At 69.7% G+C, this 26,661-nt stretch carries 21 protein-coding genes; 9 read left to right on the top strand and 12 right to left on the bottom strand.

The window, feature by feature from the left end; translation table 11 throughout:
- Window positions 1-103: 103 nt before the first annotated feature.
- A complete protein-coding gene (locus tag ACFWV3_RS32040; RefSeq protein ID WP_382416742.1) occupies window positions 104-895 on the bottom strand; it encodes a helix-turn-helix domain-containing GNAT family N-acetyltransferase in 792 nt (263 codons plus the stop codon).
- Window positions 896-926: 31 nt separating this feature from the next.
- Window positions 927-2,369 (bottom strand): neutral zinc metallopeptidase, encoded by a 1,443-nt coding sequence (locus ACFWV3_RS32035; protein WP_382416740.1) that lies wholly within the window; start codon window positions 2,367-2,369, stop codon window positions 927-929.
- Between the two features lie 182 nt (window positions 2,370-2,551).
- On the opposite strand from ACFWV3_RS32035, the gene ACFWV3_RS32030 reads away from it, so the two are divergent.
- From ACFWV3_RS32030 to ACFWV3_RS32020, 3 genes are read left to right on the top strand one after another with little or no spacing between them, the layout of a single operon-like run.
- A complete protein-coding gene (locus ACFWV3_RS32030) occupies window positions 2,552-3,142 on the top strand; it encodes a DUF6230 family protein (RefSeq protein ID WP_382416739.1) in 591 nt (196 codons plus the stop codon).
- The gene (locus ACFWV3_RS32025) at window positions 3,133-3,603 is read left to right on the top strand and encodes a DUF6114 domain-containing protein (protein ID WP_382416737.1); all 471 of its coding nucleotides are present in this window, start codon (window positions 3,133-3,135) and stop codon (window positions 3,601-3,603) included. The genes ACFWV3_RS32030 and ACFWV3_RS32025 overlap by 10 nt, the downstream gene beginning before the upstream one ends.
- Window positions 3,600-4,307, top strand: a complete 708-nt coding sequence (locus tag ACFWV3_RS32020) for a hypothetical protein (protein ID WP_382416735.1) — start codon at window positions 3,600-3,602, stop codon at window positions 4,305-4,307. The genes ACFWV3_RS32025 and ACFWV3_RS32020 overlap by 4 nt, the downstream gene beginning before the upstream one ends.
- 19 nt (window positions 4,308-4,326) lie before the next feature.
- On the opposite strand, the gene ACFWV3_RS32015 is transcribed toward ACFWV3_RS32020, so the two are convergent.
- The 6 genes from ACFWV3_RS32015 to ACFWV3_RS31990 form a co-directional block, all read right to left on the bottom strand.
- Window positions 4,327-4,638, bottom strand: coding sequence for a hypothetical protein (locus ACFWV3_RS32015; RefSeq protein ID WP_382416733.1), 312 nt, complete (start codon window positions 4,636-4,638; stop codon window positions 4,327-4,329).
- Between the two features lie 154 nt (window positions 4,639-4,792).
- Window positions 4,793-6,163: a neutral zinc metallopeptidase gene (locus tag ACFWV3_RS32010; protein WP_382416731.1), complete on the bottom strand. Its 1,371-nt coding sequence runs from the start codon at window positions 6,161-6,163 to the stop codon at window positions 4,793-4,795.
- 147 nt (window positions 6,164-6,310) lie between these two features.
- A complete protein-coding gene (gene glgB, locus ACFWV3_RS32005; RefSeq protein WP_382416729.1) occupies window positions 6,311-8,485 on the bottom strand; it encodes a 1,4-alpha-glucan branching protein GlgB in 2,175 nt (724 codons plus the stop codon).
- A 3-nt stretch (window positions 8,486-8,488) separates the two neighbouring features.
- Window positions 8,489-9,799: an aminoglycoside phosphotransferase gene (locus ACFWV3_RS32000; RefSeq protein ID WP_382416727.1), complete on the bottom strand. Its 1,311-nt coding sequence runs from the start codon at window positions 9,797-9,799 to the stop codon at window positions 8,489-8,491.
- A gap of 4 nt (window positions 9,800-9,803) precedes the next feature.
- Complete coding sequence (gene treS, locus ACFWV3_RS31995) at window positions 9,804-11,612, bottom strand: maltose alpha-D-glucosyltransferase (RefSeq protein ID WP_382416725.1); 1,809 nt, start codon at window positions 11,610-11,612, stop codon at window positions 9,804-9,806.
- A 33-nt stretch (window positions 11,613-11,645) separates the two neighbouring features.
- Window positions 11,646-13,622, bottom strand: a complete 1,977-nt coding sequence (locus ACFWV3_RS31990; RefSeq protein WP_382416723.1) for an alpha-1,4-glucan--maltose-1-phosphate maltosyltransferase — start codon at window positions 13,620-13,622, stop codon at window positions 11,646-11,648.
- Between the two features lie 241 nt (window positions 13,623-13,863).
- Between ACFWV3_RS31990 and ACFWV3_RS31985 the strand changes: the two genes are divergently transcribed.
- From ACFWV3_RS31985 to ACFWV3_RS31965, 5 genes are all read left to right on the top strand, one after another.
- A complete protein-coding gene (locus ACFWV3_RS31985) occupies window positions 13,864-15,459 on the top strand; it encodes a serine/threonine-protein kinase (RefSeq protein ID WP_382416722.1) in 1,596 nt (531 codons plus the stop codon).
- A 75-nt stretch (window positions 15,460-15,534) separates the two neighbouring features.
- On the top strand, window positions 15,535-16,857 hold the full coding sequence (locus ACFWV3_RS31980) for a serine/threonine-protein kinase (protein ID WP_382416720.1): 1,323 nt from the start codon (window positions 15,535-15,537) through the stop codon (window positions 16,855-16,857).
- Between the two features lie 188 nt (window positions 16,858-17,045).
- The gene (glgP, locus tag ACFWV3_RS31975; protein WP_382416718.1) at window positions 17,046-19,631 is read left to right on the top strand and encodes an alpha-glucan family phosphorylase; all 2,586 of its coding nucleotides are present in this window, start codon (window positions 17,046-17,048) and stop codon (window positions 19,629-19,631) included.
- A gap of 317 nt (window positions 19,632-19,948) precedes the next feature.
- Window positions 19,949-20,500, top strand: a complete 552-nt coding sequence (locus ACFWV3_RS31970; protein ID WP_382416716.1) for a hypothetical protein — start codon at window positions 19,949-19,951, stop codon at window positions 20,498-20,500.
- Window positions 20,501-20,737: 237 nt separating this feature from the next.
- Complete coding sequence (locus tag ACFWV3_RS31965; RefSeq protein WP_382416715.1) at window positions 20,738-21,061, top strand: hypothetical protein; 324 nt, start codon at window positions 20,738-20,740, stop codon at window positions 21,059-21,061.
- 31 nt (window positions 21,062-21,092) lie between these two features.
- Here ACFWV3_RS31965 and ACFWV3_RS31960 read toward each other — a convergent pair whose 3' ends face one another.
- From ACFWV3_RS31960 to glgX, 4 genes are all read right to left on the bottom strand, one after another.
- Window positions 21,093-22,214: a tetratricopeptide repeat protein gene (locus ACFWV3_RS31960; protein WP_382416713.1), complete on the bottom strand. Its 1,122-nt coding sequence runs from the start codon at window positions 22,212-22,214 to the stop codon at window positions 21,093-21,095.
- A gap of 79 nt (window positions 22,215-22,293) precedes the next feature.
- Entirely contained in the window at window positions 22,294-22,683 is a 390-nt protein-coding gene (locus ACFWV3_RS31955) for a rhodanese-like domain-containing protein (protein WP_382416711.1), read from the bottom strand.
- Window positions 22,680-23,267 (bottom strand): cysteine dioxygenase, encoded by a 588-nt coding sequence (locus ACFWV3_RS31950; RefSeq protein WP_382416709.1) that lies wholly within the window; start codon window positions 23,265-23,267, stop codon window positions 22,680-22,682. The genes ACFWV3_RS31955 and ACFWV3_RS31950 overlap by 4 nt, the downstream gene beginning before the upstream one ends.
- Window positions 23,268-23,470: 203 nt before the next feature.
- Entirely contained in the window at window positions 23,471-25,585 is a 2,115-nt protein-coding gene (gene glgX, locus ACFWV3_RS31945; protein WP_382416707.1) for a glycogen debranching protein GlgX, read from the bottom strand.
- Between the two features lie 104 nt (window positions 25,586-25,689).
- Here glgX and ACFWV3_RS31940 point away from each other — a divergent pair, with 104 nt between their 5' ends.
- Window positions 25,690-26,517, top strand: a complete 828-nt coding sequence (locus ACFWV3_RS31940; RefSeq protein ID WP_382416705.1) for an ABC transporter ATP-binding protein — start codon at window positions 25,690-25,692, stop codon at window positions 26,515-26,517.
- The last annotated feature ends 144 nt before the right edge of the window (window positions 26,518-26,661 follow it).

Genomic DNA, 26,661 nt, shown 5'->3' with positions numbered 1-26,661 from the left:
TGCTGTGCCACGGCTCGTGACGGGACCACCCCACCGGAACCTTCTGTTTCAAGCTTTCACTGCTCGGCTTCGCCATCGCTTGGCTCGCCTTCGGCTTCGCGTTTTAGGCGCGGCGTTCCAGCAGCACTGTGTCTCGCCACTTGCCGTGGTGCTGGGCGATTCGTTCTCGTAGGCCCACCGTTCTGAAGCCTGCCCTGCGGTGCAGCGCGATGCTGGTCCTGTTCTCCGGGAAGATCACCGCTTGCAGGGTCCACAGGCCTGCCTTGTCCGCTGCTGTTACTTGGTGGTGCAGCAGGGTTTTGCCCACGCCCTTGCCCTGGTGGGCGTCGGAGACGTAGATCGACGTCTCGGCCACGCCGGCGTAGCACTCGCGGGCGGATACGGGGGTGGCTGCTGCCCAGCCTGCCAGGTCGCCGTCCACCTCGGCTGTCCAGCGGTGGTCCGGGAGCCACTTGGACTCCAGGGTGCGGCGGGAGGGGACTTCGGTTTCGAAGGTGGCGTTGCCTGCTGCTATGCCCTCGCCGTAGATGCGGCGGACTTCTGGCCAGTCGTCCTGGGTCATGGGGCGGACTGTGACGTTCGGGGCCGGGGTCAGGGTGCCTGTGGTGAGGGCGCCCATCACGGCGTCTGCTGCGTGGGGGAGGCCTGTGCAGCAGGCCGGGTTGACCGTGACGAGGGTGGTGGTGCCCTCTCGCTGGATGTGCAGGAAGCCGACTTCCGCCAGTTTGCGCACGTGGTGGGAGCAGGTGGACTGGCTCACGCCCAGGAGGGTGGTCAGTTCGCCCACCGTCACCGGGGTTGGTGAGGAGGCCACGTGGTGCAGCAGGCGGACTCTGGTCGGGTCGGACAGCGTTGCGAACCACGAGGCGTACTTCGCGGCTTCTTCGGTCAGCACCCGCCGAGTATCGACGGGCGTCGATGTCCGATCAAACCGAGTACTTCTTCACGCAGAAGGAGAGGCCTCGGAAGAAGCCGTCTCCGAAGGCTTCCACCCTGGCGAAGCCGGAGGGGACTGCCTTGCCGTTCACGTCGGCCGCGATCAGGCTGCCGTCGGCCAGGAGCTCGGCCACTGCCTCGTCCAGGTCTCCCGGGGACAGGCGCAGGCCCGCTGCCGCGTCCGGGCGGTTGGTCAGGCCTGCCCAGGCTCCTGTCAGGCAGGCCGTGCGCTGGCCCGCGGCGTCGTCGTCCAGCTTGAAGCCCGTGGCGTGCTGGATGGAGAGGGAGAAGCGGGAGGCGACCACGGCGAAGGCCGCGAAGTCGCCCAGGCCTCCCTTCGTGCCCTTCTTCGGGGGCAAGCTCACCTTCAGCAGGGCAGGGAGGTCCAGCTGGAGCTGGTTCACCGCCGGGCAGTAGGTGGCGGGGGAGGTGGCCTGGGCGTCGGCGCAGGGTTTGATGCCGGCCCTGTCGAAGGCGGGGAAGGCGGCGCCGCTCGACTTGTAGGCGTCCTTGAGCGACTCCTCCAGGGCCTGGAGGTACCGCGGGTCGCGGAGGTCGGCGTTGCCGCGGCCCTGGCCCTCGTCCTTGTCCGAGAGGGAGAAGGGGCGTTCGGTGATGCGCTTGTCGATCTCGGCCTCGTTGATCTCGGCGCAGCGGACGGCGCCTCGGGTGAAGCCGAACTGGAAGGCCGAGACGCGGTCGAACGCGCTGCCGTGGGCGCCCTGCTTCTCGAAGGACGTGCCGGCGGAGTCGCGGATGAAGAACATCGTCTGCAGGACCTGGTTCAGGCCCTCGCCGGTGGAGAGCTCGAAGTGCCTCGACTTGTTCTCGGCGATCCAGCGCATGTAGACGCCGGTGTAGCAGTCGGCCTGCTGCTCCTTGACGATCGACGGGGTGTTCGGGCCGATGTTGGAGGCCTGGCCGAGCTTGTACTGAACGGCGTGGCCCATCTCGTGGGCGAGGACGGTGACCACGGCCATCGGGCCGAACGAGTCCTTCAGCATCGGGAGCAGCTCGCCGCGGTCCCAGGTGATGCTGTCGTCCAGTGCGCAGTAGAACGCGTTGGCGACGCCCGCGGTGTTCAGCTTGCAGACCTCGACGCCCTTGCCGTTGGAGTCGTAGGAGATGACTCGCTTCACCGGCTCGAAGCTCTTGCCGATGAACGCCTTCGGGAACTCCAGCTTCCAGAAGTCCTGCACGTCGGCCAGGGTGTTGATGGCCAGGCGGTCCATCTCGCCGCCGTCGCCGTTCTCCACCGGCAGGTCCGCGTCCTGCACGCCCTGCTTCGGGCCCGACGGGCCGTTGGAGATCTCCAGGCCCGCGACCTTGGTGGGGTCGGGGCGCTCGCCCTTCGCGTCGCCCTCGACGACGGAGGAGCAGGCAGCCAGTGCTGCGGTCGCGACCACTGCGACGGCGATTCGTCCGATCCCCATGCCCGGGAACACTACTAAGTGGGTGTGAGGAGGGTGTCGCAAGGACCTGCGGCCGAACGTGAAAATCGCTCACCCCCAGGGGTGATTTCAAGACTGCGCGGGCTCGTTTCCATTGTCCTGGGGTTTGTTCGGGCGCACAGTCCGTCCCACGCAGGCCTTCAGTGTGGAAGGAGTTCGCCGGTATGGGTAGAACGCGCTGGGCACGGTTCGTCGGGGTGTTCGGGATCGGCACCGTGGGTGTCGGTGCCCTCCTCTTCGGCATGTCCCAGGGAGCGCTGGCCGCCTCGTTCGCGGTGTCCGGCACCAACTTCAAGGTCTCCTCCGACAGCTTGACGGGCCAGGGATTCGTCCAGTTCGGCGGAGTGGACGCGGGTGCGGGACAGGTGCACGTGGTCGCGGTCAGCGGCTTCAAGACGGCGACGCTCGACAAGTTCTGCCAGTCGGTGTTCGTCGCCAACATGCCGATCGTCGGTGACATCACGCTCCGGATCACCGCGGACGGCGCCGGCGGCATGTCGGCCGACAACCTGGTCGTGAACCTCACCGACCTCTCGGGTGACCTGACGCTGGGCAACCCGGAGATCGGCGTCGACGCGAACAAGGTCAACAAGGGACCGGAGAACCTGCGGGGGCTGCCGGGCTCGTTCGGGCTGCAGGCCGACTCGGCGAACATCACCGGGCTCAAGCAGACCGCCTGGTCCACCACGGCCCAGACCATCAGGTTCAAGAACATGAACCTGACCATCCGCCAGGGGAAGCAAGAGTGTTTCTGAGGACCTGGCGACGCTTCACGGCGTGGCGGCGCGGCCGGCCCTTCTGGGCCGGCCTGTTCGTCTTCCCCGGCGCCGTCCTCATCCTGCTCCCGCCGTTCTCCAACCTGAAGTTCGGCGCGGCGGTCATCTCGGCCAGCACCCTCGGCGGCATCTCGTCCCTGCTGATCGGCGTGGTGCTGCTGATCTGCGCGGCGTCGCTGTGGTGGCAGCCCAGGTTCCGGCTCGCGGCGGGAATCGTCACGGTGCTGATGGCGCTGGTCGCGCTCGTCGTGACCAACTTCGGCGGCTTCATCATCGGCACCCTGCTCAGCCTGCTCGGCGGCGCGCTCGCCGTCGCGTGGACCGACGAGCCCAAGAAGCCCAAGAAGGCGAAGAGCCTCGACGACCTCTCCGGGGACGACCCCGGGGACGCTCCCCAGGACGTGGAGCCGGACACGACCCAGAGGGTCCAACCCACATGATGCGACCACAGCCGCTGGCCGCGGTCGCGATGGTCGCGGTCCTCGCGCTGCAGCCGCCGTCGAGCTCCGAGCCACCCTCGTCGCCGTCCTCACCGGCGCCGACGACGAGCTCGGAGCAGCCGCCGGTCAGTTCGACCCCGCCGAGCACCACCGCGCCGCCGGCGTCGTCGCCCACCGCGCCGACGACCCCGTCCAGCACCGAACCGCCCGCGTCCCCGGCACCGTCGACCCCGCCACCGGCCCCTGCCCCGGTGGCGGCCGGAGGGCGTGAGTGGACCCTGACGGCGTCCCGGCTGGAGCTGGGCGGGCTGAACTACGCCGGTGTCGTCGACGCGCTGGTGAACGGGCAGCTCATCAAGGTCCTGAAGTTCACCGCGGGCGACATGAAGATCAAGGACCTGGTGCAGACCGCCGAGATCTCGCCGGGCCAGAAGCTCGTCACCGCGGCACGGCCGGGCAGCACCTCCACGGTGTCACCGGGGCGGATCGAGCTCTACACCGTGCAGCTCAAGGGCAACCTCGACCTGCTCGGCATCAAGATCCCGGTCGACTACACGGCGGCCAGCCCGCCGCCGTTGAACGTGCCGTTCGCGGTGTTCACCGACGTCACGGTGCGCAACACGGACCTGATCGGCGGCACGCTGAAGATCCCCGGCGCGCGGATCTACGTGGAGACGGCCCAGCCGCCCGCCGAACCGCGGTAGACGGGCCTCGGGGAGCGGGCTAGAGGCACTGGGTGTCGAGCAGGTTCCCGGCGGCGTCGTAGTAGAAGTCGCAGCCGGTGCTCCACCTCCAGCGGCTGCCGCCGTCCGAGTAGTAGCGGATGCTGAAGGTGTCGTCGTTGTCGTCATAGCCCGCGATCGGCCGGCCCAGACCGTCGTAGGCGGTGAAGTGCACGGCCTGCACGAACGCGCTACCCGGCGCCACCACGGCCGGGCTCGCGGGAGCGGCCGACGCCGTGGCCGTGGCGCCTCCCACCGCCGCGATGAACGCCGTGGCGCCGACGACTGCCATCTTCAGCACGCTGTTCTTCATGAGAACCTCCGTCGAGAGAAGTGGATGTGGCGGAGCACTCGCACTTCTGACGGTAGGAGCGCACTACGACATTTGCCGGAGTGCCGCGGTTTTTACCCGAACGGATATACCGGAAACCACCCGTTCCGGTGGGGACGACGACGGACGGTACGAGTCAGAGCCCGCACCTCTTCGGGCCCTCGAACACGCCCTCCCGGAACTTCGCCACCCGCTGGAACCCCGGGTCGACCGCGTCCCCGCCCTTCGAGTCACGGGCCGCGTAGTCGAACAGCAGCAGCACGGTCACGGCCTCGTCGAAGTCACCAGGCGAGAGCCCGAACCCGTCCTGGCGCTGGAACACCGCGCCCGTGTACGCGCCGGCCAGGCACAGGGCGGCCGCGGAGGCGTCCTCGCCCTCGGTCGGCTTGCCCAGCGCGGCCAGCTCGGCCATGGCGTACCTGGTCGCGATCAACGTGCCGGTCGCGTAGTCGCCGTAGGTCTTGTGCAGGCCCGGCAGCTCGTCCTTGGTGTCGATCTTGATCGTCTTGTCGGACGGGCAGTACGCGACGGGACCCTGGTCACCCGAGCAGTCCGGCTCGGTCTGGGTGGCCTCGGCGCGTGGCGACGGCCAGTTCTTGCCGGCGGCGGTGGCCAGGCCCTTGAAGTAGCCGTCGAGGTCCGGCGTCACGGACTGGAGCATCTCGTCGAACGGCAGGTTGCCGCCGTTGGCCCGGTCGCGGACGTTCGTGAACGCGCGCTGGGTGAACTTGCGGTTCTGCACGGTCATCGCCGCGCAGAACTTCGTGCCCTGCTCGTAGCCGTCCTGGAACGCCGCCACGCGGTCGAACGCGCTGCCGTGCGCCTGCTCGTCCTCCGGCGAGGTGCCCACCGGGTCGCGGAACGTGATCAACGCGTTCAGCGCCTTGTCCAGGGCGTCCGCGCCGATGTCGAGGCGCTGCGACTTGCCGTCGGTCACGTTGCGCACGAACGAGCCGGCGAAGCAGTCGGCCTGCGCCTCGGTGAGGATCGTCGGGTACTTCTCCGGCTCGCGGCGCTCGGCCTCCGGCGTGATGCCCATGCGGTTCTGCACGGCGTGGCCCACCTCGTGCGCCAGCACCACGACCACCGCGGCCTCGCCGAAGCGGTCCTGCAGCACCGGCAGCAACGACGAGCGGTCCCACGCGATCGCGTCGGCGGCCGGGCAGTAGAACGCGTTGCCCTCCACGTCCGCGGCCTTCTGCGTGCACGGCGGCGGCTTGGCGGTCGAGTCGGACGTGTCCACCGAGTAGTAACCGCCGGTCAGCGGCTTCCACGACTTGTTGAACGTCTTCTGGAACGAGTCCTTCCAGAAGTCGTCGATGTCCGTGAGCGCGGTGGCGGCCAGCTTGTCGATCGGGCCGTTGTCCGTGCCGCGCACCTGGATGGTCTCGGTGGAGGCTTCCTTCTTCACCACCTTCACGGCACGCGGGCGCCCCGGTACCTCGGCGGTGCAGCCCACCGCGAGCAGGGCGGTGGCGAGGATCAGCGCGATGCTCCGGAGCCGCATGAGTCCATTGTGCCTGCCGGTCGGCTCGAAGGGCGTCCTACTCGTCGAAGTCAGGCGCATACCCATGCCAACGTGCGGCGGGCTGATCAGGTTCACCCGGCTGGAGCCGTGCCGGTGCGGACGTGCGCCCGCACCGGCACGGACGTCTCAGTCTGCTTCGCCCAGCACCCCGGGAACCTCCGGGACCAGCCACAACACGGCCGACGGCGGCAGCTGGAGCAGCGCGGAGTACGGGCGTCCGTGCCACGGCCGCGCCTCCGCGTCGACTCCGCCGAGGTTGCCCACGCCGGAACCGCCGTAGTGCGACGCGTCCGTGTTGACGAGCTCCTTCCACCGCCCACCGGCCGGCAGCCCGACCCGGTAGTCGTGGTGCGGCATCCCGGCGAAGTTCGCCACGCACACGAGCTGCGAGCCGTCCTCACCGATGCGCACGAACGACAGCACGTTGCCGCCGGAGTCGTTCGCGTCGATCCACTGGAAGCCCTCGGGCGTGACGTCGTGCGAGAACAGCGCCGCCGCGTTCTTGTAGACCGCGTTCAGGTCGCGGGTCAGGTTCTGGATGCCCCGGTGCAGCGTGTCGTGCTCGACCAGGTGCCAGTCGAGCGACCGCGACTCGGACCACTCCTGCTGCTGCCCGAATTCGCCGCCCATGAACAGCAGCTGCTTGCCGGGGTGCGCCCACATGAACGCGAGCAGCGACCGCACGCCGGCGGCCTTGTTCCAGTCGTCGCCCGGCATCCGGGTCCACAGCGAACCCTTGCCGTGCACCACCTCGTCGTGCGAGAGCGGCAGCACGAAGTTCTCGCTCCACGCGTAGACCAGCGAGAACGTCATCTCGTTGTGGTGGAACGACCGGTGCACGGGCTCGCGCGACAGGTAGTGCAGCGTGTCGTGCATCCAGCCCATGTTCCACTTGAAGCCGAACCCGAGCCCGCCCAGGTGCGTCGGCCGCGTGACGCCCGGCCACGCCGTCGACTCCTCGGCGATCATCACGACGCCGGGGTGGCGCTTGTAGACGGTCGCGTTCAGCTCCTGCAGGAACCGCACCGCGTCGAGGTTCTCGCGCCCGCCGAACTCGTTCGGCAGCCACTGGCCCTCCGGCCGCGAGTAGTCGAGGTAGAGCATCGACGCGACGGCGTCCACGCGCAGCCCGTCGAGGTGGAACTCCTCGATCCAGAACAGCGCGTTCGCGACGAGGAAGTTGCGGACCTCGTTGCGCCCGAAGTCGAAGACGTACGTGCCCCAGTCGAGCTGCTCACCGCGGCGCGGGTCGGCGTGCTCGTAGAGCGGCGTGCCGTCGAACTTCGCGAGCGCCCAGGCGTCCTTCGGGAAGTGCGCGGGCACCCAGTCGACCAGCACGCCGATGCCGCGCTGGTGCAGCGTGTCCACGAAGTACCGGAAGTCGTCGGGCGAACCGAACCGCGAGGTCGGCGCGTAGTACGAGGTGACCTGGTAGCCCCACGACCCGCCGAACGGGTGCTCCGCGACGGGCAGCATCTCGACGTGCGTGAAGCCCATGTCCTCGCAGTAGTCCGCGAGCTCGGTGGCCAGCTCGCGGTAGCCCAGGCCGGGCTTCCACGAGCCGAGGTGCACCTCGTAGACCGACATCGGCGCGTTCGCCCACTGCGTGGCCTCGCGCCGGGCCTCCCACTCCTGGTCCTGCCACTGGTACTCGGACCGCGTGACGACCGAGGCGGTCTGCGGCGGCAGCTCCGTGGCGAACGCCATCGGGTCGGCCTTCTCGTGCCACACGCCGTCCTGGCCGAGGATGCGGAACTTGTACCGCGTGCCCACCACGACGTTCGGGAGGAACACCTCCCACACGCCGCTGGAACCCATGGAGCGCAACGGGTTCGCGCGCCCGTCCCAGCCGTCGAAGTCGCCCGTCACGCGCACGCCGCGGGCGTTGGGCGCCCACACCGCGAACGAGACACCGCTGACGTCACCGGAAAGCGTTTCGTAGCAACGGACGTGAGCGCCCAGCACGTCCCACAGCCGCTCGTGCCGGCCCTCACCGATCAGGTGCAGGTCCAGCTCGCCGACCGTCGGCAGCCACCGGTACGGGTCGTCGACCTCGACGGTGTGGTCGCCGTAGGACACCAGCAGCCGGTAGTCGCCGGGCGCCTCGGGCAGCTCGCCCTCGAAGAGCGCGTCCGCGATGCGCGACAGCTCGACCTGCTTGTCGCCCCACGACACGGCGACCGACGTCGCGCCGGGCCGCAGCGCCCGCGCCACCACCTGGTCGCCGACGGTGTGCACACCCAGCACCGAGTGCGGGTCGTGGTGCGCACCTGACAGGAGTCGGTCCAGGTCGGCCTTCACGGCTTAGTCTCCTCCAGAAGTCATCCGGGCGATCGACGACAGGGGAACCGTCAACCACTCCGGCCTGTTGGCGTGCTCGTAAGCGACCTCGTAGACCGCCTTGTCCAGCTCGAACGCGCGCAACAGCAGCGCGTCGTCCCGCGGGTCGGCCGCCACCTCGGCGTAGCCGTCGCAGAACGCCGCCCGGTTGCGCTTCGTCCACTCCATCGCGCGGTAGGCGAGCTGGTCGTCGTCGGGCTGGCCGACGAGCAGCTGCCTGGCCGCGTAGTCGAACGACCTCAGCATCCCCGCCACGTCGCGCAACGGCGAGCGCAGCGCGTTGCGTTCGGCGACGTCCGCCGCCGGCTCGCCCTCGAAGTCGATCAGCAGCCAGCCGTGCACGGTCCGCAGCACCTGGCCCAGGTGCAGGTCGCCGTGGACGTGCTGGATGGAGATCTGTCCGATGTGCTCACGCGCCTGCTCGTACGCGGCGCGCAACGGCTCCTCGTACTTCGCGAGCTCCGGCACGGCTTCGGCGACCTCGCCCAGGCGGCGCTGCATGCCCGCGATGGCCCGCTCCATCGCGTCCTCGTCGGCGATCTGCGTGCCCAGGGCCTCCGCCAGGTCGGCGTGGACCTTCGCCACGGCGTGGCCCAGTCGCTGGGCCTCCCCGGCGAAGTCGCCGCCCACCTCGAACGCGTGCAGGTCGGCCTCGGCCATCAGGTCGCGGACCGAGGTCTTGGCCATGTCCCAGCCCTCGACCGCGTCCGGCAGGAACTCCTGCAGCATCGCGAGCGTGACGGCCTCGCCGTTCAGCTCGGTCGAGATCGAGCCGAGCGGCTGGGCGATGTGCTCGCAGCCGACGGACCGCAGCGCCCGGTGCATGACCAGGTCCCGGTTCTCGCCGTGCGCGAGCTTGCGGAAGATCTTCAGGATGTACTGCTGGCCGTAGATCAGCGACGTGTTGGACTGCTCCACGCCGATCGGCCGCCCGCGCAGGCCCGTGCGCAGCTCGGTGCCCGGTTCGTGCGCGAACACGATGCCGTCCACGTCGTGCCCGGACGCGATGCGGTCGAGCAGCACGCCGTTGTGCTCGGGGTCGAGCAGCACGTCCCAGGCACCGGTGCCCAGGCTGAGCGCGCCCTGGTAGTTCTCGGTGCGGCCGGGCTGCTCCACCTCGATGATCACGTGGACCAGGTCGCCGTCCACGACCGTCGTCCTCAGTGGACGGACGGCCGTGATCGGCTTGTCCTTGCCGCCGAACCACCTGGCGTGGGGCAGCAGATCGGGCAGAGAGGCGACCAGCTTGTCGACCAGCTCGTGGGGGTCGGTCACGCTTTCACCTCATCTCGCTGTCGTCGCCTGCCTCTACCAGCTGGAACCAGTAGAAACCGTGACCCGGGAGGGTCAGCAGGTACGGGAGTTCCCCGATCGCGGGGAACTTGACACCTCCTGTGAGCTCCAGCGGCGTGTAGTCGCGGTGCTCGGAGAGGTCCAGCTCGACGGGTTGCGGGAAGCGCGACAGGTTGTTCACGCAGAGCACGATGTCCTCACGTCCGTCCGGCCGCTTCCACAGCCGCTTGAACGCGAGCACGCTCGGGTTCGACCCGCCCAGCTCGCTGAAGTCGCCCTCGGCGAACGCGTGGTGCTGCTTGCGCACCTCGATCATGTGCCGGGTCCAGTTGAGCAGCGACGTCGAGCTGTTGAGCTGCGCCTCGACGTTCAGGCCTTGGTAGCCGTAGACCGGGTCCATGATCACCGGCAGGTAGATCCGGCCGGGGTCGCACGACGAGAAGCCCGCGTTGCGGTCGGGTGTCCACTGCATCGGCGTGCGCACGGCGTCGCGGTCGGCGAGCCAGATGTTGTCGCCCATGCCAATCTCGTCGCCGTAGTAGAGGACCGGCGAGCCGGGCAGCGACAGCAGCAGCGCGGTGAACAGCTCGTGCTGGTTGCGGTCGTTCTCCAGCAGCGGGGCGAGCCGTCGGCGGATGCCGATGTTCGCCTTCATCCGCGGGTCCTTGGCGTACTCGGAGTACATGTAGTCGCGCTCTTCGTCGCTGACCATCTCGAGCGTGAGCTCGTCGTGGTTGCGCAGGAAGATGCCCCACTGGGCGTTCTCCGGGATCGCGGGCGTCTGGGCCAGGATCTCCGAGATCGGGAACCGCGACTCGCGCCGCACCGCCATGAAGATCCGCGGCATCAGCGGGAAGTGGAACGCCATGTGGCACTCGTCGCCGCCGATCTCCGGGTCGCCGAAGTACTCGACCACGTCCGACGGCCACTGGTTCGCCTCGGCGAGCAGCACCCGGCCGGGGAACTCGTCGTCGACGACCTTGCGGCACTTCTTCAGGAACTCGTGCGTGCGCGGCAGGTTCTCGCAGATCGTGCCTTCCTCCTCGAAGAGGTACGGCACGGCGTCGAGGCGGAACCCGTCGATGCCGAGGTCGAGCCAGAAGCGCAGGATGTCGAGCATCGCCTCCTGCACCTCCGGGTTCTCGTAGTTGAGATCCGGCTGGTGGCTGAAGAAGCGGTGCCAGAAGAACTGCCCGCGCACCGGGTCGTAGGTCCAGTTCGACGACTCCGTGTCGACGAAGATGATCCGCGCGTCGGAGTAGCGCGAGTCGTCGTCGCTCCACACGTAGTAGTCGCCGTACGGACCCGTCGGGTCCTGGCGGGACTGCTGGAACCACGGGTGCGCGTCCGAGGTGTGGTTGAGCACCAGGTCGGTGATCACCCGGATCCCGCGCCGGTGCGCCTCCTCCAGCAGGTACACGAAGTCCTCGACGGTGCCGAACTCCGGCAGCACCGCCCGGAAGTCGCTGATGTCGTAGCCGCCGTCGCGCAGCGGCGACGCGTAGAACGGCGGCAGCCAGAGGCAGTCGACGCCCAGCCACTCCAGGTAGTCGAGGCGCGACGCGAGACCTCTGAGGTCACCCGTCCCGTCGCCGTTGGAGTCGCTGAACGCCCTGACCAGCACCTCGTAGAAGACCGCGCCCTTGAACCAGCTCGGGTTCGCCGAAGCCGGCTTCGCGGACCTGAAGTCCTCGGCCTGGGGCTCGACCAGCATGCCGTCGTCGTCGATGGCCTCGCCGGTGTGCGGAATCCCTTCCAGCCCGAGCGCAGCGTCGGGACGGGAGTCGTCGACCATGATGCCCACCTCGTCCGGGGGTTGTGCGGTTGATCAGCTGAATCGGCGCTGCAGGCTCACGACGTGCGCGGTGGCACGCCAGGGTTCGAGGCGGATGTAGTTGGCCTGACCCCAGTCCCACGTCTCGCCGGTGACCTCGTCGTGCGCGATCACCCGCTCGTGCCAGTCGAACCCGAGTGCGGGCAGGTCGAGGTACAACGTCCCCTCCTGCGCGTTGTGCGGGTCGAGACTGACCACGACGACCACCGTGTCGCCCGACTCCGGGTCGCGCTTGGAGTAGGCGACCAGCGCGTCGTTCTCCACGTGCTGGAACTGCAGCGTGCGCATCTGCTGGAGAGCCGGATGCGCCTTGCGGATGTGGTTCAGCTTGCGCAACCACGGTTCGAGCGACCGCCCGTCCGCGAGGGCGCGGGCGTAGTCGCGGGGCCGCAGCTGGTACTTCTCGGAGTTGAGGTACTCCTCGCTGCCGGGCTTCACGGCCTGGTGCTCGAACAGCTCGTAGCCGCTGTACACGCCCCACGTGGGGGAGAGCGTGGCCGCGAGGGCCGCGCGCAGCCCGAACATCGCGGGGCCGCCGTGCTGCAGCGACTCGTGCAGGATGTCCGGCGTGTTCACGAAGAGGTTCGGCCGCGCCTCGTCCCAGTGGTCGCGGAGGTCCTCGCCGAACTCGACCAGCTCCTGCTTGCCCGTCCGCCATGTGAAGTACGTGTAGGACTGGGTGAAGCCGAGCTTGGCCAGGCCGTAGAGCCGCGCCGGCCGGGTGAAGGCCTCCGCCAGGAACAGCGTGTCCGGGTAGACCTCCTTGACCTTCCAGATGAGCCACATCCAGAAGTCCGGCGGCTTGGTGTGCGGGTTGTCGACCCGGAAGATCCGCACCCCGTGCTCGGCCCAGAAGAGCACCACGCGCAGCACCTCGTGGTAGAGGCCCTGCGGGTCGAGGTCGAAGTTGATCGGGTAGATGTCCTGGTACTTCTTCGGCGGGTTCTCGGCGTACGCGATCGTGCCGTCGGGCAGCTGCGTGAACCACTCCGGGTGCTTGAGCACCCACGGGTGGTCCGGCGCGCACTGCAGCGCGAAGTCGAGAGCGATCTCCAGACCGAGGTCCTTCGCCCGCGCGACGAGCGCGTCGAAGTCCTCGATCGTGCCGAGCTGCGGGTGGATCGCGTCGTGGCCGCCCTCGTCCGCGCCGATCGCCCACGGTGACCCCGTGTCCTCGGGGCCGGCGACGAGCGTGTTGTTGGGGCCCTTCCGGTTGACCCGCCCGATGGGGTGGATCGGCGGGAAGTAGACGACGTCGTAGCCCATGGCGGCGACGCGGTCGAGCTCCTTGGTGGCCGTGGCGAACGTGCCGTGCACCGCCTGGCCGGTCTCGTCGATCCCGCCGGTGCTGCGCGGGAAGAACTCGTACCAGGAGCCGTACGCGGCCTTCTTCCGGTCGCACCAGATCTTGTGCGTCCTGCCCTTGGTGACCAGCTCGCGCACCGGGTGCTCGAACATGATCTTCTGCACGTCGTCGGCGAAGGCGGGTGCGACGCGTTCGGCCAGCGGCCGGTCGGCGTCCCGCAGCGCGGTCGCCGCGGTCGTGAGCAGTGCTCGCTCCTGCCGTCGATCGGGGCGCCTCGCCACCCGGTCGAGCAGCTGGGCGCCGATCTCCAGGTCGTTCGCGAGATCACCGGGGCCCTGCCCGGCGGCGATCTTCACCTCGACGGCGTGGTTCCACGTCGCCCAGGGGTCGCTCCACGCGTCCACGCGGAACGTCCAGGCGCCCTCGGCGTCCGGGACGACGGTCGCGCCCCAGCGGTCGAGGCCGACCCCGACCTCGCGCATGCGCGTCTGGCGAGCGACCCGGTCCTCCGGCCCGCGCCACGTGACCGTCGCCGCGAGTCTGTCGTGTCCCTCGCGCCACACCGTGGCTTCCACCGGAACGTGTTCTCCCACAACGGCTTTGGCTGGATATCTGCCAGCCGACACCACCGGGGAAACATCGTCGATACCGAGCCGTCCACTCATCGGCAGCGCCCTTCCGCCGTGTCGGTCCGCGTCGCCTGTAATCCTGCCTTGGCCGATCAAGCCGCTTGTCAGCGGGTTGCACCTTCTGAATCCGTACCCAATCGAGTCCGATCGCACACCTCGAAGCGCACGCGTGTCCAGAGTCTCTCGGCCACAAACGCGCCTCGTCCGTGAGCTCTCCAGTGGACCGTTTCCGTGATACTCACAGGGTTACGAGGGTGCTAACGGGTACCGTGCCCGCGTGAACAAGGTTGGCGACCGCTACGTCCTGCTCGACCAGCTCGGCGCCGGAGCGATGGGCGTCGTGTGGCGTGCACGGGACGAACTCCTGCACCGGGACGTGGCTGTCAAGCAGCTTCTTCTCAACGAAGTTCAGCCGAACGAGTTCCACGAGGCCGTCCAGCGGGCCATGCGCGAGGGGCGCATCGCGGCGCGCCTGCAGCACCCGAACGCGATCGCGGTGTACGACGTCGTGGTCGAGGACGGCAAGCCGTGCCTCGTCATGGAGTACCTGCCGTCCCGCAACCTCTCGTCGATCCTGAGCGACCGCGGCACCCTGCCGGTGATGGAGGCCGCGCGGATCGGGGCGCTGGCGGCCGGTGCGCTCGCCGCCGCCCACGAGAAGGGCATCGTCCACCGCGACATCAAGCCCGGCAACGTCCTCATTGGACGCGAGGGTGCCGTCAAGATCACCGATTTCGGCATTTCGCGAGCTTTGGGCGATGTGGCCGTGACGAAGACCGGCATGCTCGCGGGCACCCCCGCCTACCTCGCGCCGGAGCTGGCCCGCGGCGCCGAGCCCGCGCCGCCGTCGGACGTCTTCTCGCTCGGCGCGACGATCTACGCGATGACCGAGGGCGAGCCGCCGTTCGGCAAGAGCACGAACGACCTGGGCCTGCTCTACAAGGTCGCGCGCGGGGAGACCCGCCCGCCGATGCGCTCCGGCCCGCTGACCGGCCTGCTGACCAGGCTGCTCGCCAACGAGCCGTCCCAGCGCCCGACCTCGGCCCAGGCGGCGGCCGAGCTGAAGGCGATCGCCGCGGGCGTGCCGGTCCCGGCCACCCAGGTCATCCCGCCGCGCCCGATGACCCCGCCGGCCGGCACCGCCGTGATGGGCGCCGCCGGCCCCGGCACGATGGGCCCGCGCACGGTGCCGCCGCAGGGCCCGCGCACCGCGCCGCCGCGCACGAGGCCGCCGGCTCCGCTGCCGGCGACCTACGACGACGACTACCGCGACGACTACCGGGACGAGCCGGAGCCGAAGAAGAACCGCGGCCTCGCGATCGCCGCCGCCGTGCTGGGCGTGGCCCTGGTGGCCGGTCTCCTCTACCTGCTCGTGCAGGGCATCGGTGACGACGACAACGCGAGCCCCGGCCCGTCGACCACGAAGACCACGGAGCAGACCACCGAGGACGAGCCCACCCCGACCGCGCAGCCCACCACGACGACCCAGAAGCCCCCGACCTCGCAGAGCACCCCGCCGTCGAAGCCGACGTCGTCGTCGAAGCCGCCGACCAAGTTCTCGCAGGCCCAGGTGGTCGACTTCGTGAAGAAGCACTATGCGAAGCTGCCGGCCAACGTCGAGGGCGCCCGTGCGGACTGGGACCCGAAGCAGGCGCCCGGCCTCGCCTCGGAGAAGGAGTTCTGGGGCCAGTACTCGAAGGTGGTCGCCAAGGGGAACCCGGTCGTGTCGGCGAACGACGACGGGACGTTCGACGTCACCCAGGCGCTGGAGCTGACCGAGAAGGACTCGGACAAGGCCACGACGGTCGAGCACACGCTGGAGATCTCCGGCAAGGGCGAGAAACTGCTGATCACGGGCGAGCAGAAGGGCTGACCGGCGGCGCGGGGCCGCTGTTGAGACGCGCGAAACCACCCGCCGGCGCCGCCGCTGCTTGTAGCCTGCGCAGCCGTGCAGACAGTCGCCGATCGGTACGCACTGCTCGAACGCCTCGGCAGCGGCGCGATGGGCGTCGTGTGGCGCGCCCGTGACGGGCTGCTGGAGCGCGAGGTCGCCATCAAGCAGCTGCTGCTGCCCGACCTGCCGCCGAGACAGGTCGAGGAGGCCTGCCTGCGGGCGATGCGCGAGGGCAGGATCGCCGCCAGGCTGCACCACCCGAACGCCATCGGCGTCTTCGACGTCGTGGTCGAGGACGGCCGGCCGTGCCTGGTCATGGAGTACCTGCCGTCCCGCAGCCTGTCGGCGGTGCTCAAGGAGCGGGGGCCGCTGCCACCCGAGGAGGCCGCGCGGATCGGCGCGCAGATCGCGGTCGCGCTCGCCGCCGCCCACCAGGCGGGGGTCGTCCACCGGGACATCAAGCCCGGCAACGTCCTGATCGGGGACAACGGCGTCGTCAAGATCACGGACTTCGGGATCTCCCGGTCGGCGGGCGACGCGTCGGTCACCAGGACGGGCGCGCTGGCGGGCACGCTCGCCTACCTCGCGCCCGAGCTGGCCCGCGGCGCCGCACCCGACCCCGCGGCGGACATGTTCTCGCTCGGGGCGACGCTCTACGCGATGACCGAGGGGCAGCCGCCGTTCGGGCGGGTCGAGAACGACTTCGGCCTGCTCTACAAGATCTCCACGGGCCAGGTCGTGCCGCCCACCCGGTCGGGGCCCCTGACACCGCTGCTGGCCAGGCTGCTCGCGATCGAGCCCGCGGCCAGGCCGAGCGCCGCCGAGGTCGCCGCTGAGCTGACCGCGCTCACCGACACGAGGAGCCGCCTGACCGGGGTCCTGGCCGCCGCCGTCGTCGCGGTGGTGCTCGTCGCCGTCGTCCTGACGGCCACGTTCGTGCTGGACCGCGACCGGTCCGTCACCGGCTCCGACTACGGCTCGTCGACGACGCGGAGCACGTCCCAGCAGGGCACGTCCCAGCAGCAGAGCACGCCCAAGACGGCGTTCACCACCGCCGAGGTGGACGCCTTCATCCAGCAGCACTTCGCCAAGCTGCCGCGCGACACGGCCGGTGCGCGGCAGGACTGGGCGCCGGAGTACCGGCCGGCCGAGGGGGACGACGACCGGTTCTGGAAGCAGTACGACGTCGTCGCGATCTACGGCGAGCCCGTGGTCAGCAGCACCGCGCAGGACGACCGTTACGCCGTCGAGCTGGACCTGACGCTGCGCCTGCCGGGGGCGGCCGAGCACGACGTGTCGTTCGTGCGCCACCGGCTCGATCTGATGGTCCGCGACGGCAAGCTGCTCATCACCCACACCCACGAGGTGACGCCGTGAGCCCGCCGGACGCCGGACCTCGAAGCGGCCACCTGCCGGCGTGGCACCTTCCCGGGTGAACCTCGCGGCACCGCTCGCGCGTCAGGCCAGCTCACGGCCCTGGTCGTCTTGACCGGTTCTGCAAGTCGTTGCAGGTCTGACCGGGAACGTTGTCAGCCCCCGGAGGGCGGCAGGTAAGTTGCCTCGTCATGCGAGCACTTCGCCGGTTCACCGTCCGAGCCAGCCTTCCGGAGCCCTTGTCCGCGCTGAGCACGCTCGCCACCAACCTGCGCTGGACGTGGCATCCGCCCACGCAGGACCTCTTCGCCTCGATCGACTCCCGTGTCTGGTCCGAGGTGGGTGGCGATCCGCTGCGCCTGCTCTCCGTCGTCGACGCGGGGCGTCTCGAGTCACTGGCGAGAGACGAACAGTTCCTGCTCAAGCTCCACGCGCTCGCGAGCGACCTGGAGCGCTACGTCGACGGTCCGCGCTGGTACCAGCGCCGCCAGGACGAGATCGCCGGGCGCAGGGAGCACGGTGCACCCGACACGCCGCTGCCGACGAGCGTCGCCTACTTCTCGATGGAGTTCGGCGTGCACGAGGCGCTGCCGAACTACTCGGGCGGCCTCGGCATCCTCGCCGGCGACCACCTCAAGGCGGCCAGCGACCTGGGCGTCCCGCTCATCGCCGTCGGCCTGCTCTACCGGTCCGGGTACTTCCGCCAGTCGCTGTCGCTCGACGGCTGGCAGATCGAGCACTACCCGGTGCTCGACCCGCGCGGGCTGCCGCTCGAGCTGCTGACCGAGCCGTCCGGGCTGCCGCTGCTCGTGCACGTCGCGATGCCTGGCGACCGGATGCTGCGCGCGAAGATCTGGAAGGCCCAGGTCGGCCGCATCCCGCTGCTGCTGCTCGACTCCGACGTGGAGCAGAACGACGACGACCTGCGCGGGGTCACCGACCGCCTCTACGGCGGCGACCAGAACCACCGCATCCGCCAGGAGATCCTCGCGGGCATCGGCGGCGTCCGCGCCGTGCGCACGTTCTGCGAGCTCACCGGCCACCCGCAGCCCGAGGTCTTCCACACCAACGAGGGCCACGCCGGCTTCCTCGGCCTCGAGCGGATCCGCGAGTACATCACCAACGACGGCCTCGACTTCGACCAGGCGCTCACGGCCGCGCGCGCCGGTGCCGTGTTCACGACGCACACGCCCGTGCCCGCCGGCATCGACCGCTTCCCCGTCGACCTGGTCCAGCACTACTTCGGCGCCGAGAACCTCGTGCCCGGCGTGAACACCCAGCGCATCCTCGCGCTCGGTGCCGAGGACAACCCCGGCATGTTCAACATGGCGCACATGGGCCTGCGGCTCGCCCAGCGCGCGAACGGCGTGTCCAAACTGCACGGTGAGGTCAGCCGGGACATGTTCCGGGGCCTCTGGCCGAGCTTCGACGCCACCGAGGTGCCGATCGGGTCGGTCACCAACGGCGTGCACGGGCCGACGTGGGCCGCGGCCGAGATGAGCAAGCTCCTGGGTGCGTCCGAAGCGGACAACCAGACGTCGAGCTTCGGCGTCGGCACGTTCGAGCCGGTCACCGACTCGGGGCTGTGGGAGCTGCGGTCGACGTTGCGCGGCCGCCTGGTCACCGAGGTCCGCAGGCGTTTGCGCGAGTCGTGGCTGCAGCGCGGCGCGTCGGCGCTGGAGCTCGGCTGGACCGACGGCGTCTTCGACCCGGACGTGCTGACCGTGGGCTTCGCCCGGCGCGTGCCGACCTACAAGCGCCTCACGCTGATGCTGCGCGATCCGGAGCGGCTGCGGTCGCTGCTGCTGCACCCCGAACGGCCCGTGCAGCTCGTCGTCGCCGGCAAGTCGCACCCGGCCGACGACGGCGGCAAGGCGCTGATCCAGCAGATCGTGCGCTACGCCGACGAGGCGGGCGTGCGGCACCGGATCGTGTTCCTGCCCGACTACGACATGTCCATGGCCCGGTACCTGTACTGGGGTTGCGACGTGTGGCTGAACAACCCGATGCGTCCCCTCGAGGCGTGCGGCACGTCCGGCATGAAGTCCGCGCTGAACGGCGGCCTCAACCTGTCCATTCGCGACGGTTGGTGGGACGAGCTGTACGACGGCTCGAACGGCTGGGCCATCCCGACCGCGGACGGGATCAACGACCCGGTCCGGCGGGACGACCTGGAGGCCAACGCCCTCTACGAGCTGCTCGGTCAGCAGGTCGCGCCGCTGTTCTACGACCGCGGCGAGGACGGCGTGCCGACCAGGTGGCTGTCGATGGTCCGGCACACGCTGGCCTCGCTCGGCCCGGTCGTGCAGGCCTCGCGCATGGTCCGCGAGTACGTCGAGACCTACTACGCGCCGGCCGCCGCGTCGGCCCAGAACGTGGTCGGCGACGGCTACCGGGGCGCGAAGGAGCTGTCCTCGTACCGGCACCGGCTGCGCGCGTCCTGGACGCGGGTGCGGGTGCTCGACAGCGACCTGGTGCTCGGCGGCTCGTCCGTGCCGGTGCTGGGCGCGCCCGTCATGGTGCGGGCGCGGGTCGAGCTCGCGGGCCTGGAGCCGTCCGAAGTGGACGTCCAGGTCGTGCTCGGCAAGGTGTCCCACGACTCCGACGAGCTCAGGGACGTCGTGACCGCGCCGATGAACTACGCGGGCAACGGCAACTACGAGGCCGAGGTGCCGCTGCCGCACGCCGGAGCGCTCGGCTACACGGTGCGCGTGCTCCCGAGGCACGGCCTGCTGGCCTCTCCGGCGGAGCTCGGCAGGGTCGTGCTGGCCGGCTGACGCTGGTTGACCGTTTCACGAGATCGACCCAGGGCATCCGGTTCGCCTGTCACAGGCGGACTGGATGCCCTGATGTGTTCGTCTTCCGCGCTGCCCGAACACTCCTCGTGACCTCGCTCAGGCGTGAGCACCCACCAACGTCTTCCCTCAGATGAATGAGTCCTTTTTCAAGCGGGTGAATTCCTGATTTCCGCTGGTGAGGGTCTCCGCACGGGCTTACGCTCCAGGTGTGGAATGAATCACATCGGATTTCTATGGGGGAATTGCGGTGTGGTTCCCAGTGAATTGCGCATTCGCGTTTGAGGAAGAAGGTAGCCGTGAAGAAAACGATTGCCGCACTCTCGCTCGTCGCCGCTCTGTTCACCGCCTCATCGGTTCCGGCTGCCAGCGCGGCACCCGCAGCCCCACAACTCCCAGCGGCCTGTGCCGGACTCGTCCAGGACCTCGCCGGAAAGCTGAAGAAGACCGTCACCGGCTTGCTCCCGCTGCCGAACGTCGGCGCGGTGACACCGCTCGTCGGTGACCTGCTCGGCCTCGTGACAGCCATGCAGAACTCGGGCTGTCTCCCGACACCGCCCGTGAGCGTGCCCGTGCCGCTGCCGGTGAAGGCCGCCGACTACGTCGGTCCCGTCGACAAGTGCCTGCCGGTCGTGCTGAACCTGATCTCGTCCGTCGCGGGCCTGGGTGGCACGGTCCTGGGTGCGGTCGGAGGTGGCCTGCCGGACGTCGGCAAGCTCACCACCCTGCTGACGACGCTGCTCAAGACCGTCACCGACCTCCTGACCAAGTGCGGCCTGCCGGCACCTCCCGGTGGCCTCCCGACCCTGCCCGGCCTGCCGGGGCTGCCCGGCCTGCCCGTGCAGAACTGACCTCACGAGGGGTGTGAAGGGCCCGTCACCGGTCTCGGTGACGGGCCCTTCCTCGTGTGCGGTGCGTAGTATTCGTTTCGGACAGGAATAGTGGCATGAGCTGCGCGGTCACCCGTTTGCCGCAGTCCAAGGTTTTTTCGGGAAACACACAATGGGGCTACTGGTTCGTTTTTGCCCGCGAGTTGTGGTTAATCTGCAATTGCTCGATCCGCTGCTCTGAGAAACGGAAAAACGCAGATGATCAAGAAGGCAATTGTCCTCGGTGCCGCAATCGCCGGCATGGGCCTGTTCGCGTCGACCGCGCACGCCGCTCCCTCGCCGAGCCGTGATGTGCTGGACACGCAGCTGGTGGGCCCGATCTCGATCACGGCGCTGTCGCACAACCCGTGGACTCCGGGCAACGGCAACGTGAACGGATCGGGCAACCTCGGAGGCAACGGGAACAACGTCGGGAACAACAACAACGGCGGTAATGGCAACAGCAACGGCGGCGACGGCAACAACGTCGGCGCGGGCAACACGGGCGGGAACGGCAACAACACGCCGGGCTTCCCCGGCTGACCGGTTCCCGCTGGTCCGGCTGACCTGACGGTCAGCTGATCTCCAGCCTGGCGCGGGTCGCCGCCACCCGCGGGTTCCAGCCCGCGAGCTCGTGTGCCTCGGCCGCGAACTCGCGGGCCTTCGCGTTGTTGCCGTCCGCCATCCACGCCCGCGCGATGGTGATGAGGTCGTCGGCGCGGCCGGGCGCGGTCTCGCTCGACTCGGCGGCGTACCCGGCGAGCTGCCTGGCCTTCGCGGTGTCGCCCTCGATCAGCGCCATGACCGCCAGCGTCCCGTTCGACCGGTGCTTGGGGTACCCGGCCTCGTAGGCGTTGCCGAGCATGCTGCGGGCCGTCTCGAGCCCCACCTCGGCGGGGAACTGCCCGGCCTCCACCGCCTGCACGGCGATCCCGGCCGTGGTGGCCATGATCAGCGCCAGCTCGCGCTGGCCGAGGTCCGTCCGCCCGTTCAGCCCGAGCACGGTCTGCAGCGCCTCGAGGTACCGCTCGCGCGCACACGTCGTGACGACCTTGAGCCCGACCACCGTGAGCAGGTCGGGGTGGTCCGCCACCACCTCGTCGTAGATCCGCTCGGCCTCGTCGATGTCGCCGCGGTGGTAGGCGTCCATGCCCGCCAGCACGCGCGGCCGCGCCTCCAGTTCGGCCAGCGGCCGCCCGGACAGCTTCGGCAGCGTGAAGACGAACCAGCCGAGGCTCGTGTTGCCGGCGCCCTCGACCGGCACGAGCTGAAGCAGGAAGCACGCCGTGGCGGCCAGCGCCATGCCCTTGCCGAACGCCGAGCCGACGGCGAGCCAGGTGAGCGCCACGACCACGGCGCAGAAGAGGATCGCGAACGCTCCGGTGAGGACGGTCCGCCGCCGCACGCCGGGCTTGAGGCCGGTGATGCCGATGGTGGCGAGCACGGGGATGGTGCGCAGCACGACCCGCCGGTTCGTCCAGGTCCAGGACTTGACCTCACCACCGATGCCGATGATCACGTGCGTGATCCGCAGTCCGAAGAGGACGGCACCGAGGGCGAGACCCGCCTGGGGGGCGGTCAACGCCAGCAGCAGGCCGACGAACGCCCCCGTCAGGCCGAGGAGGAAGCCGGAGAGGGTCCAGGCGATCGTGCCGACCACCACCAGGGCCGTGACGACCCAGCGCACAACTGTCACGGTCTCCAGACGCTACCTGTGCGGGAGCGGTTCCACGCCGCGTTCGGTCGCACCCGTGCGCCAGCTGAGACGGGCCCCGTCACACGACCGGCTGCGACCCGCCCCGCACCACCGGCAGCCCCGCCGCCCGCCAGCCCCGGAACCCGCCGACGAGGTCCGTCGCGTTCGCGAGGCCGATCCGCTGCAGGTCCCGTGCCGCGAGCGACGACGCCCAGCCCTCGTTGCACACCACGACGACGGTCGTGTCGGCGGTGAAGCCGGGCAGCCGCCAGTCGCCCACCGGGTCGAGGCGCCACTCCAGCACGATCCGCTCGACCACCACGGAGTTCTCGATCTCGCCCTCGGCGAGCCGGTTGTGCGCGGGCCGGATGTCGACGACCAGCGCGTCCGCCAGTCCGTGCAGCTCGTGCGGTTCGAGCCGCACCAGGTGCGAGCGCGCCTCTTCCAGAATCGCGTCGACCTTGCTCACGGGCCCTCCTGGTCGGCCAGCCGGCGCAGCTCGGACAGCGGCAGGCGCTGGGCGGGCAGCGGCGGGATGGAGTCGGGGATGTCGAGCAGCGACGCGTACTCGCGCGTCGGCACCAGCGGCGGCGAGTAGGCGTGCACGGTGGCGGCCGGGACGTCGAACGGGTTCACCACCTGGTGCGCGCGGCCGGAGCCGAAGCCCAGCGCGTCACCGGTGTCGCGCACGGCCGAGCGGACCGGGCCCGCCGGGTAGCGGTAGTCCTCCCGCAGCCTGCCGGTCAGCACGGTGAACGACCCGGCGGAGCCGCCGTGGTCGTGCGGCTCGGTGCCCTGGCCCGGCAACCACGACAGCAGCCACAGCTCCACGCCCTCGGTCAGGCCGAGACGCGCCCACCAGCGGCGTTCCGGCGTGTAGTCGAGGATGGCGAGCAGCCCGGTCGTGAGCTCGCTCGCCACGTAGGAGGTGAGGTCGCGCAGCTCGCGCGGCGTCCACAGGGATCGGGACGGGTGGATCACGTCACGCAGCAGCTGGTCGTCCAGCGCCGGGTGCAGGTCGAATTGATCTTGGTCGGCAAACGTCGAGGTCACCGGCTCGCTCCTGAAGGCCACGTCGGTACGGGGTAGCGATCAAGACGCGACGCGGAGCGCTGGTCAGCGCACGCGTCGCGTCGAGCTACACCCGCACGACGCCACGAGGACGAGGTCGATCGCGCGGTCAGTCCAGGAGTAGACCAGCACGCCGTGATGGTGCCAGACGTTCTCGGAGAGTGGCTAGAGCGTCCACCAGGTGATCAGCGGGGCACCCGGAGCAACAGCAGCGACCGCGCCCGCACCTCCACCTTCGCCCGCGGCGCCAGCGAACCGGGGGCGGCGGGCGAGCCGTCCGCCGACGTCGTGTCCAGGAACGGCTCGAACGACGGCCCGTACCGCTCGTGCGGCAGCGTCACGGTGATCGCCTCCGCGCCGGCGTGCATCAGCAGCAGCCACGAGTCGTCCGACACCAGCTCGCCGTCGCGCGTGCGCGACAGGCAGTTGGAGCCGTCGATGAACATGCCGAGCGTGCGGCGGCTCTCGTCGAACCAGTCGGTCTCGGCCATCTCGCGGCCGTCCGGGCGGAACCACACGAGGTCCGGGTTGCCGCTGGGCGTGGTGCGGCCTTCGAAGAACTCCGGCTGCCGCAGCGCGGGCGAGGACGCCCGCAGGTCGATCAGCCGCTGGGTGAAGCCGAGTAGCGCCTTGCCGGCCTCGGTCTCCGTCCAGTCGACCCACGACACGTCGTTGTCGAGGCAGTAGGCGTTGTTGTTGCCGCCCTGGGTGCGCCACATCTCGTCGCCAGCCACCATCATCGGCGTGCCGGTCGACAGCAGCAGCGTCGCGAGCTGGTTGCGGGCCTGCCTGGTGCGCAGCGCGAGGATCTCCGGGTCGTCCGTCTCGCCCTCGACCCCGCAGTTCCACGAGCGGTTGTCGTTCGTGCCGTCGCGGTTCTGCTCGCCGTTCTCCTCGTTGTGCTTGTCGTTGTACGACACCAGGTCGCGCAGCGTGAACCCGTCGTGCGCGGTGATGAAGTTGATCGACTGCCACGGCCGGCGCAGGTCGTCCGCGTAGAGGTCGGACGAGCCGGAGAGGCGGTAGGCGAGGTCGCGCACCGAGGTGTGGCCGCGCCAGAAGTCGCGGACCGTGTCGCGGTAGCGGCCGTTCCACTCCGCCCACTGCACGCCGAAGTCGCCGACGCGATAGCCGTCGCCCGTCGCGTCCCACGGCTCGGCGATCAGCTTCGCCCTGCACAGCACCGGGTCCGTCGTGATGGCGGTGAGCAGCGCCGAGTCGCGGTCGAAGAACCCGCCGCCCGGCCTGCCCATGGTCGAGGCGAGGTCGAACCGGAACCCGTCGACGCCCATCTCGTCCGCCCAGTACCGCAACGAGTCGGTGACCAGGCGCACGACCTGCGGCGACCCGGGGTCGAGCGTGTTGCCGCAGCCGGTGATGTCGACCGTGCTGCCGCCGCCCGCGTGCAGGTAGTAGCCCGGCGCGTCGAACCCGCGGAAGCTGAGCGTCGGCCCGTCCGGCCCGCCCTCGCAGGTGTGGTTGTAGACGACGTCGATCAGCACCTCGATGCCCGCCGCGTGCAGGGCGGCGACCATCGTCCTGAACTCCTGCACCTCGTTGCCCGGTTCGCTCGCGTAGCCGGGGTGCGGCGCGCAGTAGGCGAGCGGCGAGTAGCCCCAGTAGTTGCAGGCACCCCTGCTGATCAGCGACGGCTCGTCCTGGAACGCCTGCACGGGCAGCAGCTCGACGGTCGTCACGCCCAACCGCGTGAGGTGCTCGACCGCGGCCGGGTGCGCGAGCCCGAGGTAGGTGCCGCGCAGCCTCTCCGGGACGTCCGGGTGGTTCTTCGTGAAGCCCTTGACGTGCATCTCGTAGATGACGGCCTCTTCGAACGGCACGTCGGGCTTGACCCCGGTGGCGGCACCGCCCGGCGAGCTCACGACCGACAGCGGCACGCTCCCGAGCGAGTCGACCGCCGACGGCGGCCCGTGCATCGGGTCGCCCACGTACCCGAGCGACGCCTCCAGGTCGGTGATCCTGCCGGTGATCTGCCGCGCGTACGGGTCGACCAGCAGCTTCGCCGGGTTGCAGCGCAGGCCGCGGCCCGCGTCGTACGGCCCGTGCACGCGGAAGCCGTACTTCTGGCCGGGCGTGACACCGGGGACGAGCCCGTGCCACACGCCGAACGTCCGTTCGGTCAGCTCCACCCGTTTCTCGGCCCCGTCGTCGCCGATCAGGCACACCTCGACCGCGTCGGCGACGTGGGACGTCACCGCGAAGCGGACACCGCCGGCCTCGGCGTGCGCCCCCAGCGGGAACGGACGGCCTGCCAGCACCTCGGACTCGGGTCGAGTAGCCATGCCTCCGATCTTGGCATCCGACACCGACATAAAACTCGAGACTTCACACAGGCGGCCCAGTGCCGTTGCTCGTCCCGAGGGACACCCCGATGGAGGACCCGCCGATGGTCGTTCGGAAGAATGGAGCCGTGGCGGACGTCGACGTGACAGATCTGGTCGTGCACATGGCGGGCGTGTCGGTCCGTCGAGGGAAGAACACGCTGGTCGGCAACATCGACTGGAGCGTGGAGCTGGACGAGCGCTGGGTGGTCCTGGGCCCGAACGGGGCCGGCAAGACGACCCTGCTGCGGCTCTCCAGCGCCGAGCTGCACCCGACCAGGGGCAAGGTCCACCTCCTGGGTGAACGACTGGGCAAGACGGACGTCCAGGAGCTCAAGCCCCGCATCGGCCTGTGCTCGGCTGCCCTGAACGGCCGCGTGCCCGCCGACGAGAAGGTCGTCGACCTGGTCGTCTCGGCCGGGTACGCCGTGCTGGGCCGGTGGCGCGAGGACTACGGCAAGCAGGACACCGACCGCGCCCGCGAGCTGCTGGGCACGCTCGGCATCGAGCACCTCGCCGACCGCCTCTACGGCACCCTCAGCGAGGGCGAGCGCAAGCGCACCCTGATCGCCCGCGCGCTGATGACCGACCCCGAGATGCTGCTGCTCGACGAGCCGGCCGCGGGCCTCGACCTAGGCGGCCGCGAGGACCTGGTCGCGAAGCTGTCCGAGCTGGCCCTCGACCCGGACGCGCCCGCGATGGTGCTGGTCACGCACCACGTGGAGGAGATCCCGCCGGGCTTCACCCACGCCCTCCTGCTGCGCGAGGGCTCGATCGTCGCCCAAGGCCTCTTGGCAGACACCCTCACCGAGGAGAACCTCTCCAAAACCTTCGGCCAGGACCTCGAACTGCAAAAGGCGGGGGACCGCTTCTTCGCCAGGCGCAAAGTCTGACAAGCTACCGCTAGGTAACCTGACATCAGCGCGCAACGAGTCGCGAGTTCGCGTCGGGCGGCGGGGGGTCGGCGCTGTGGGGACGCCCGAAAAGAAGGAGGACGAAAAAGGGAAAAGAAAAAAAAAAAAAAAGAAAAACAAAAG

The organism is Lentzea sp. NPDC059081, assembly GCF_042738015.1.
Classification (GTDB): Bacteria; Actinomycetota; Actinomycetes; order Mycobacteriales; family Pseudonocardiaceae; genus Lentzea.
The sequence above is the reverse complement of the archived record's forward strand: the minus strand, read 5'-3'. Positions and strand labels throughout refer to the sequence as shown.

Bases quoted from the DNA above. Each gene is read 5' to 3' on its own strand.
- ACFWV3_RS32035 (WP_382416740.1), bottom strand. From the start codon at position 2,369: ATGGGGATCGGACGAATCGCCGTCGCAGTGGTCGCGACCGCAGCACTG.
- ACFWV3_RS32030 (WP_382416739.1), top strand. From the start codon at position 2,552: ATGGGTAGAACGCGCTGGGCACGGTTCGTCGGGGTGTTCGGGATCGGC.
- ACFWV3_RS32020 (WP_382416735.1), top strand. From the start codon at position 3,600: ATGATGCGACCACAGCCGCTGGCCGCGGTCGCGATGGTCGCGGTCCTC.
- ACFWV3_RS32015 (WP_382416733.1), bottom strand. From the start codon at position 4,638: ATGAAGAACAGCGTGCTGAAGATGGCAGTCGTCGGCGCCACGGCGTTC.
- ACFWV3_RS32010 (WP_382416731.1), bottom strand. From the start codon at position 6,163: ATGCGGCTCCGGAGCATCGCGCTGATCCTCGCCACCGCCCTGCTCGCG.
- treS (WP_382416725.1), bottom strand. From the start codon at position 11,612: ATGGTCGACGACTCCCGTCCCGACGCTGCGCTCGGGCTGGAAGGGATT.
- ACFWV3_RS31990 (WP_382416723.1), bottom strand. From the start codon at position 13,622: ATGAGTGGACGGCTCGGTATCGACGATGTTTCCCCGGTGGTGTCGGCT.
- glgP (WP_382416718.1), top strand. From the start codon at position 17,046: ATGCGAGCACTTCGCCGGTTCACCGTCCGAGCCAGCCTTCCGGAGCCC.
- ACFWV3_RS31965 (WP_382416715.1), top strand. From the start codon at position 20,738: ATGATCAAGAAGGCAATTGTCCTCGGTGCCGCAATCGCCGGCATGGGC.
- glgX (WP_382416707.1), bottom strand. From the start codon at position 25,585: ATGGCTACTCGACCCGAGTCCGAGGTGCTGGCAGGCCGTCCGTTCCCG.
- ACFWV3_RS31940 (WP_382416705.1), top strand. From the start codon at position 25,690: ATGGTCGTTCGGAAGAATGGAGCCGTGGCGGACGTCGACGTGACAGAT.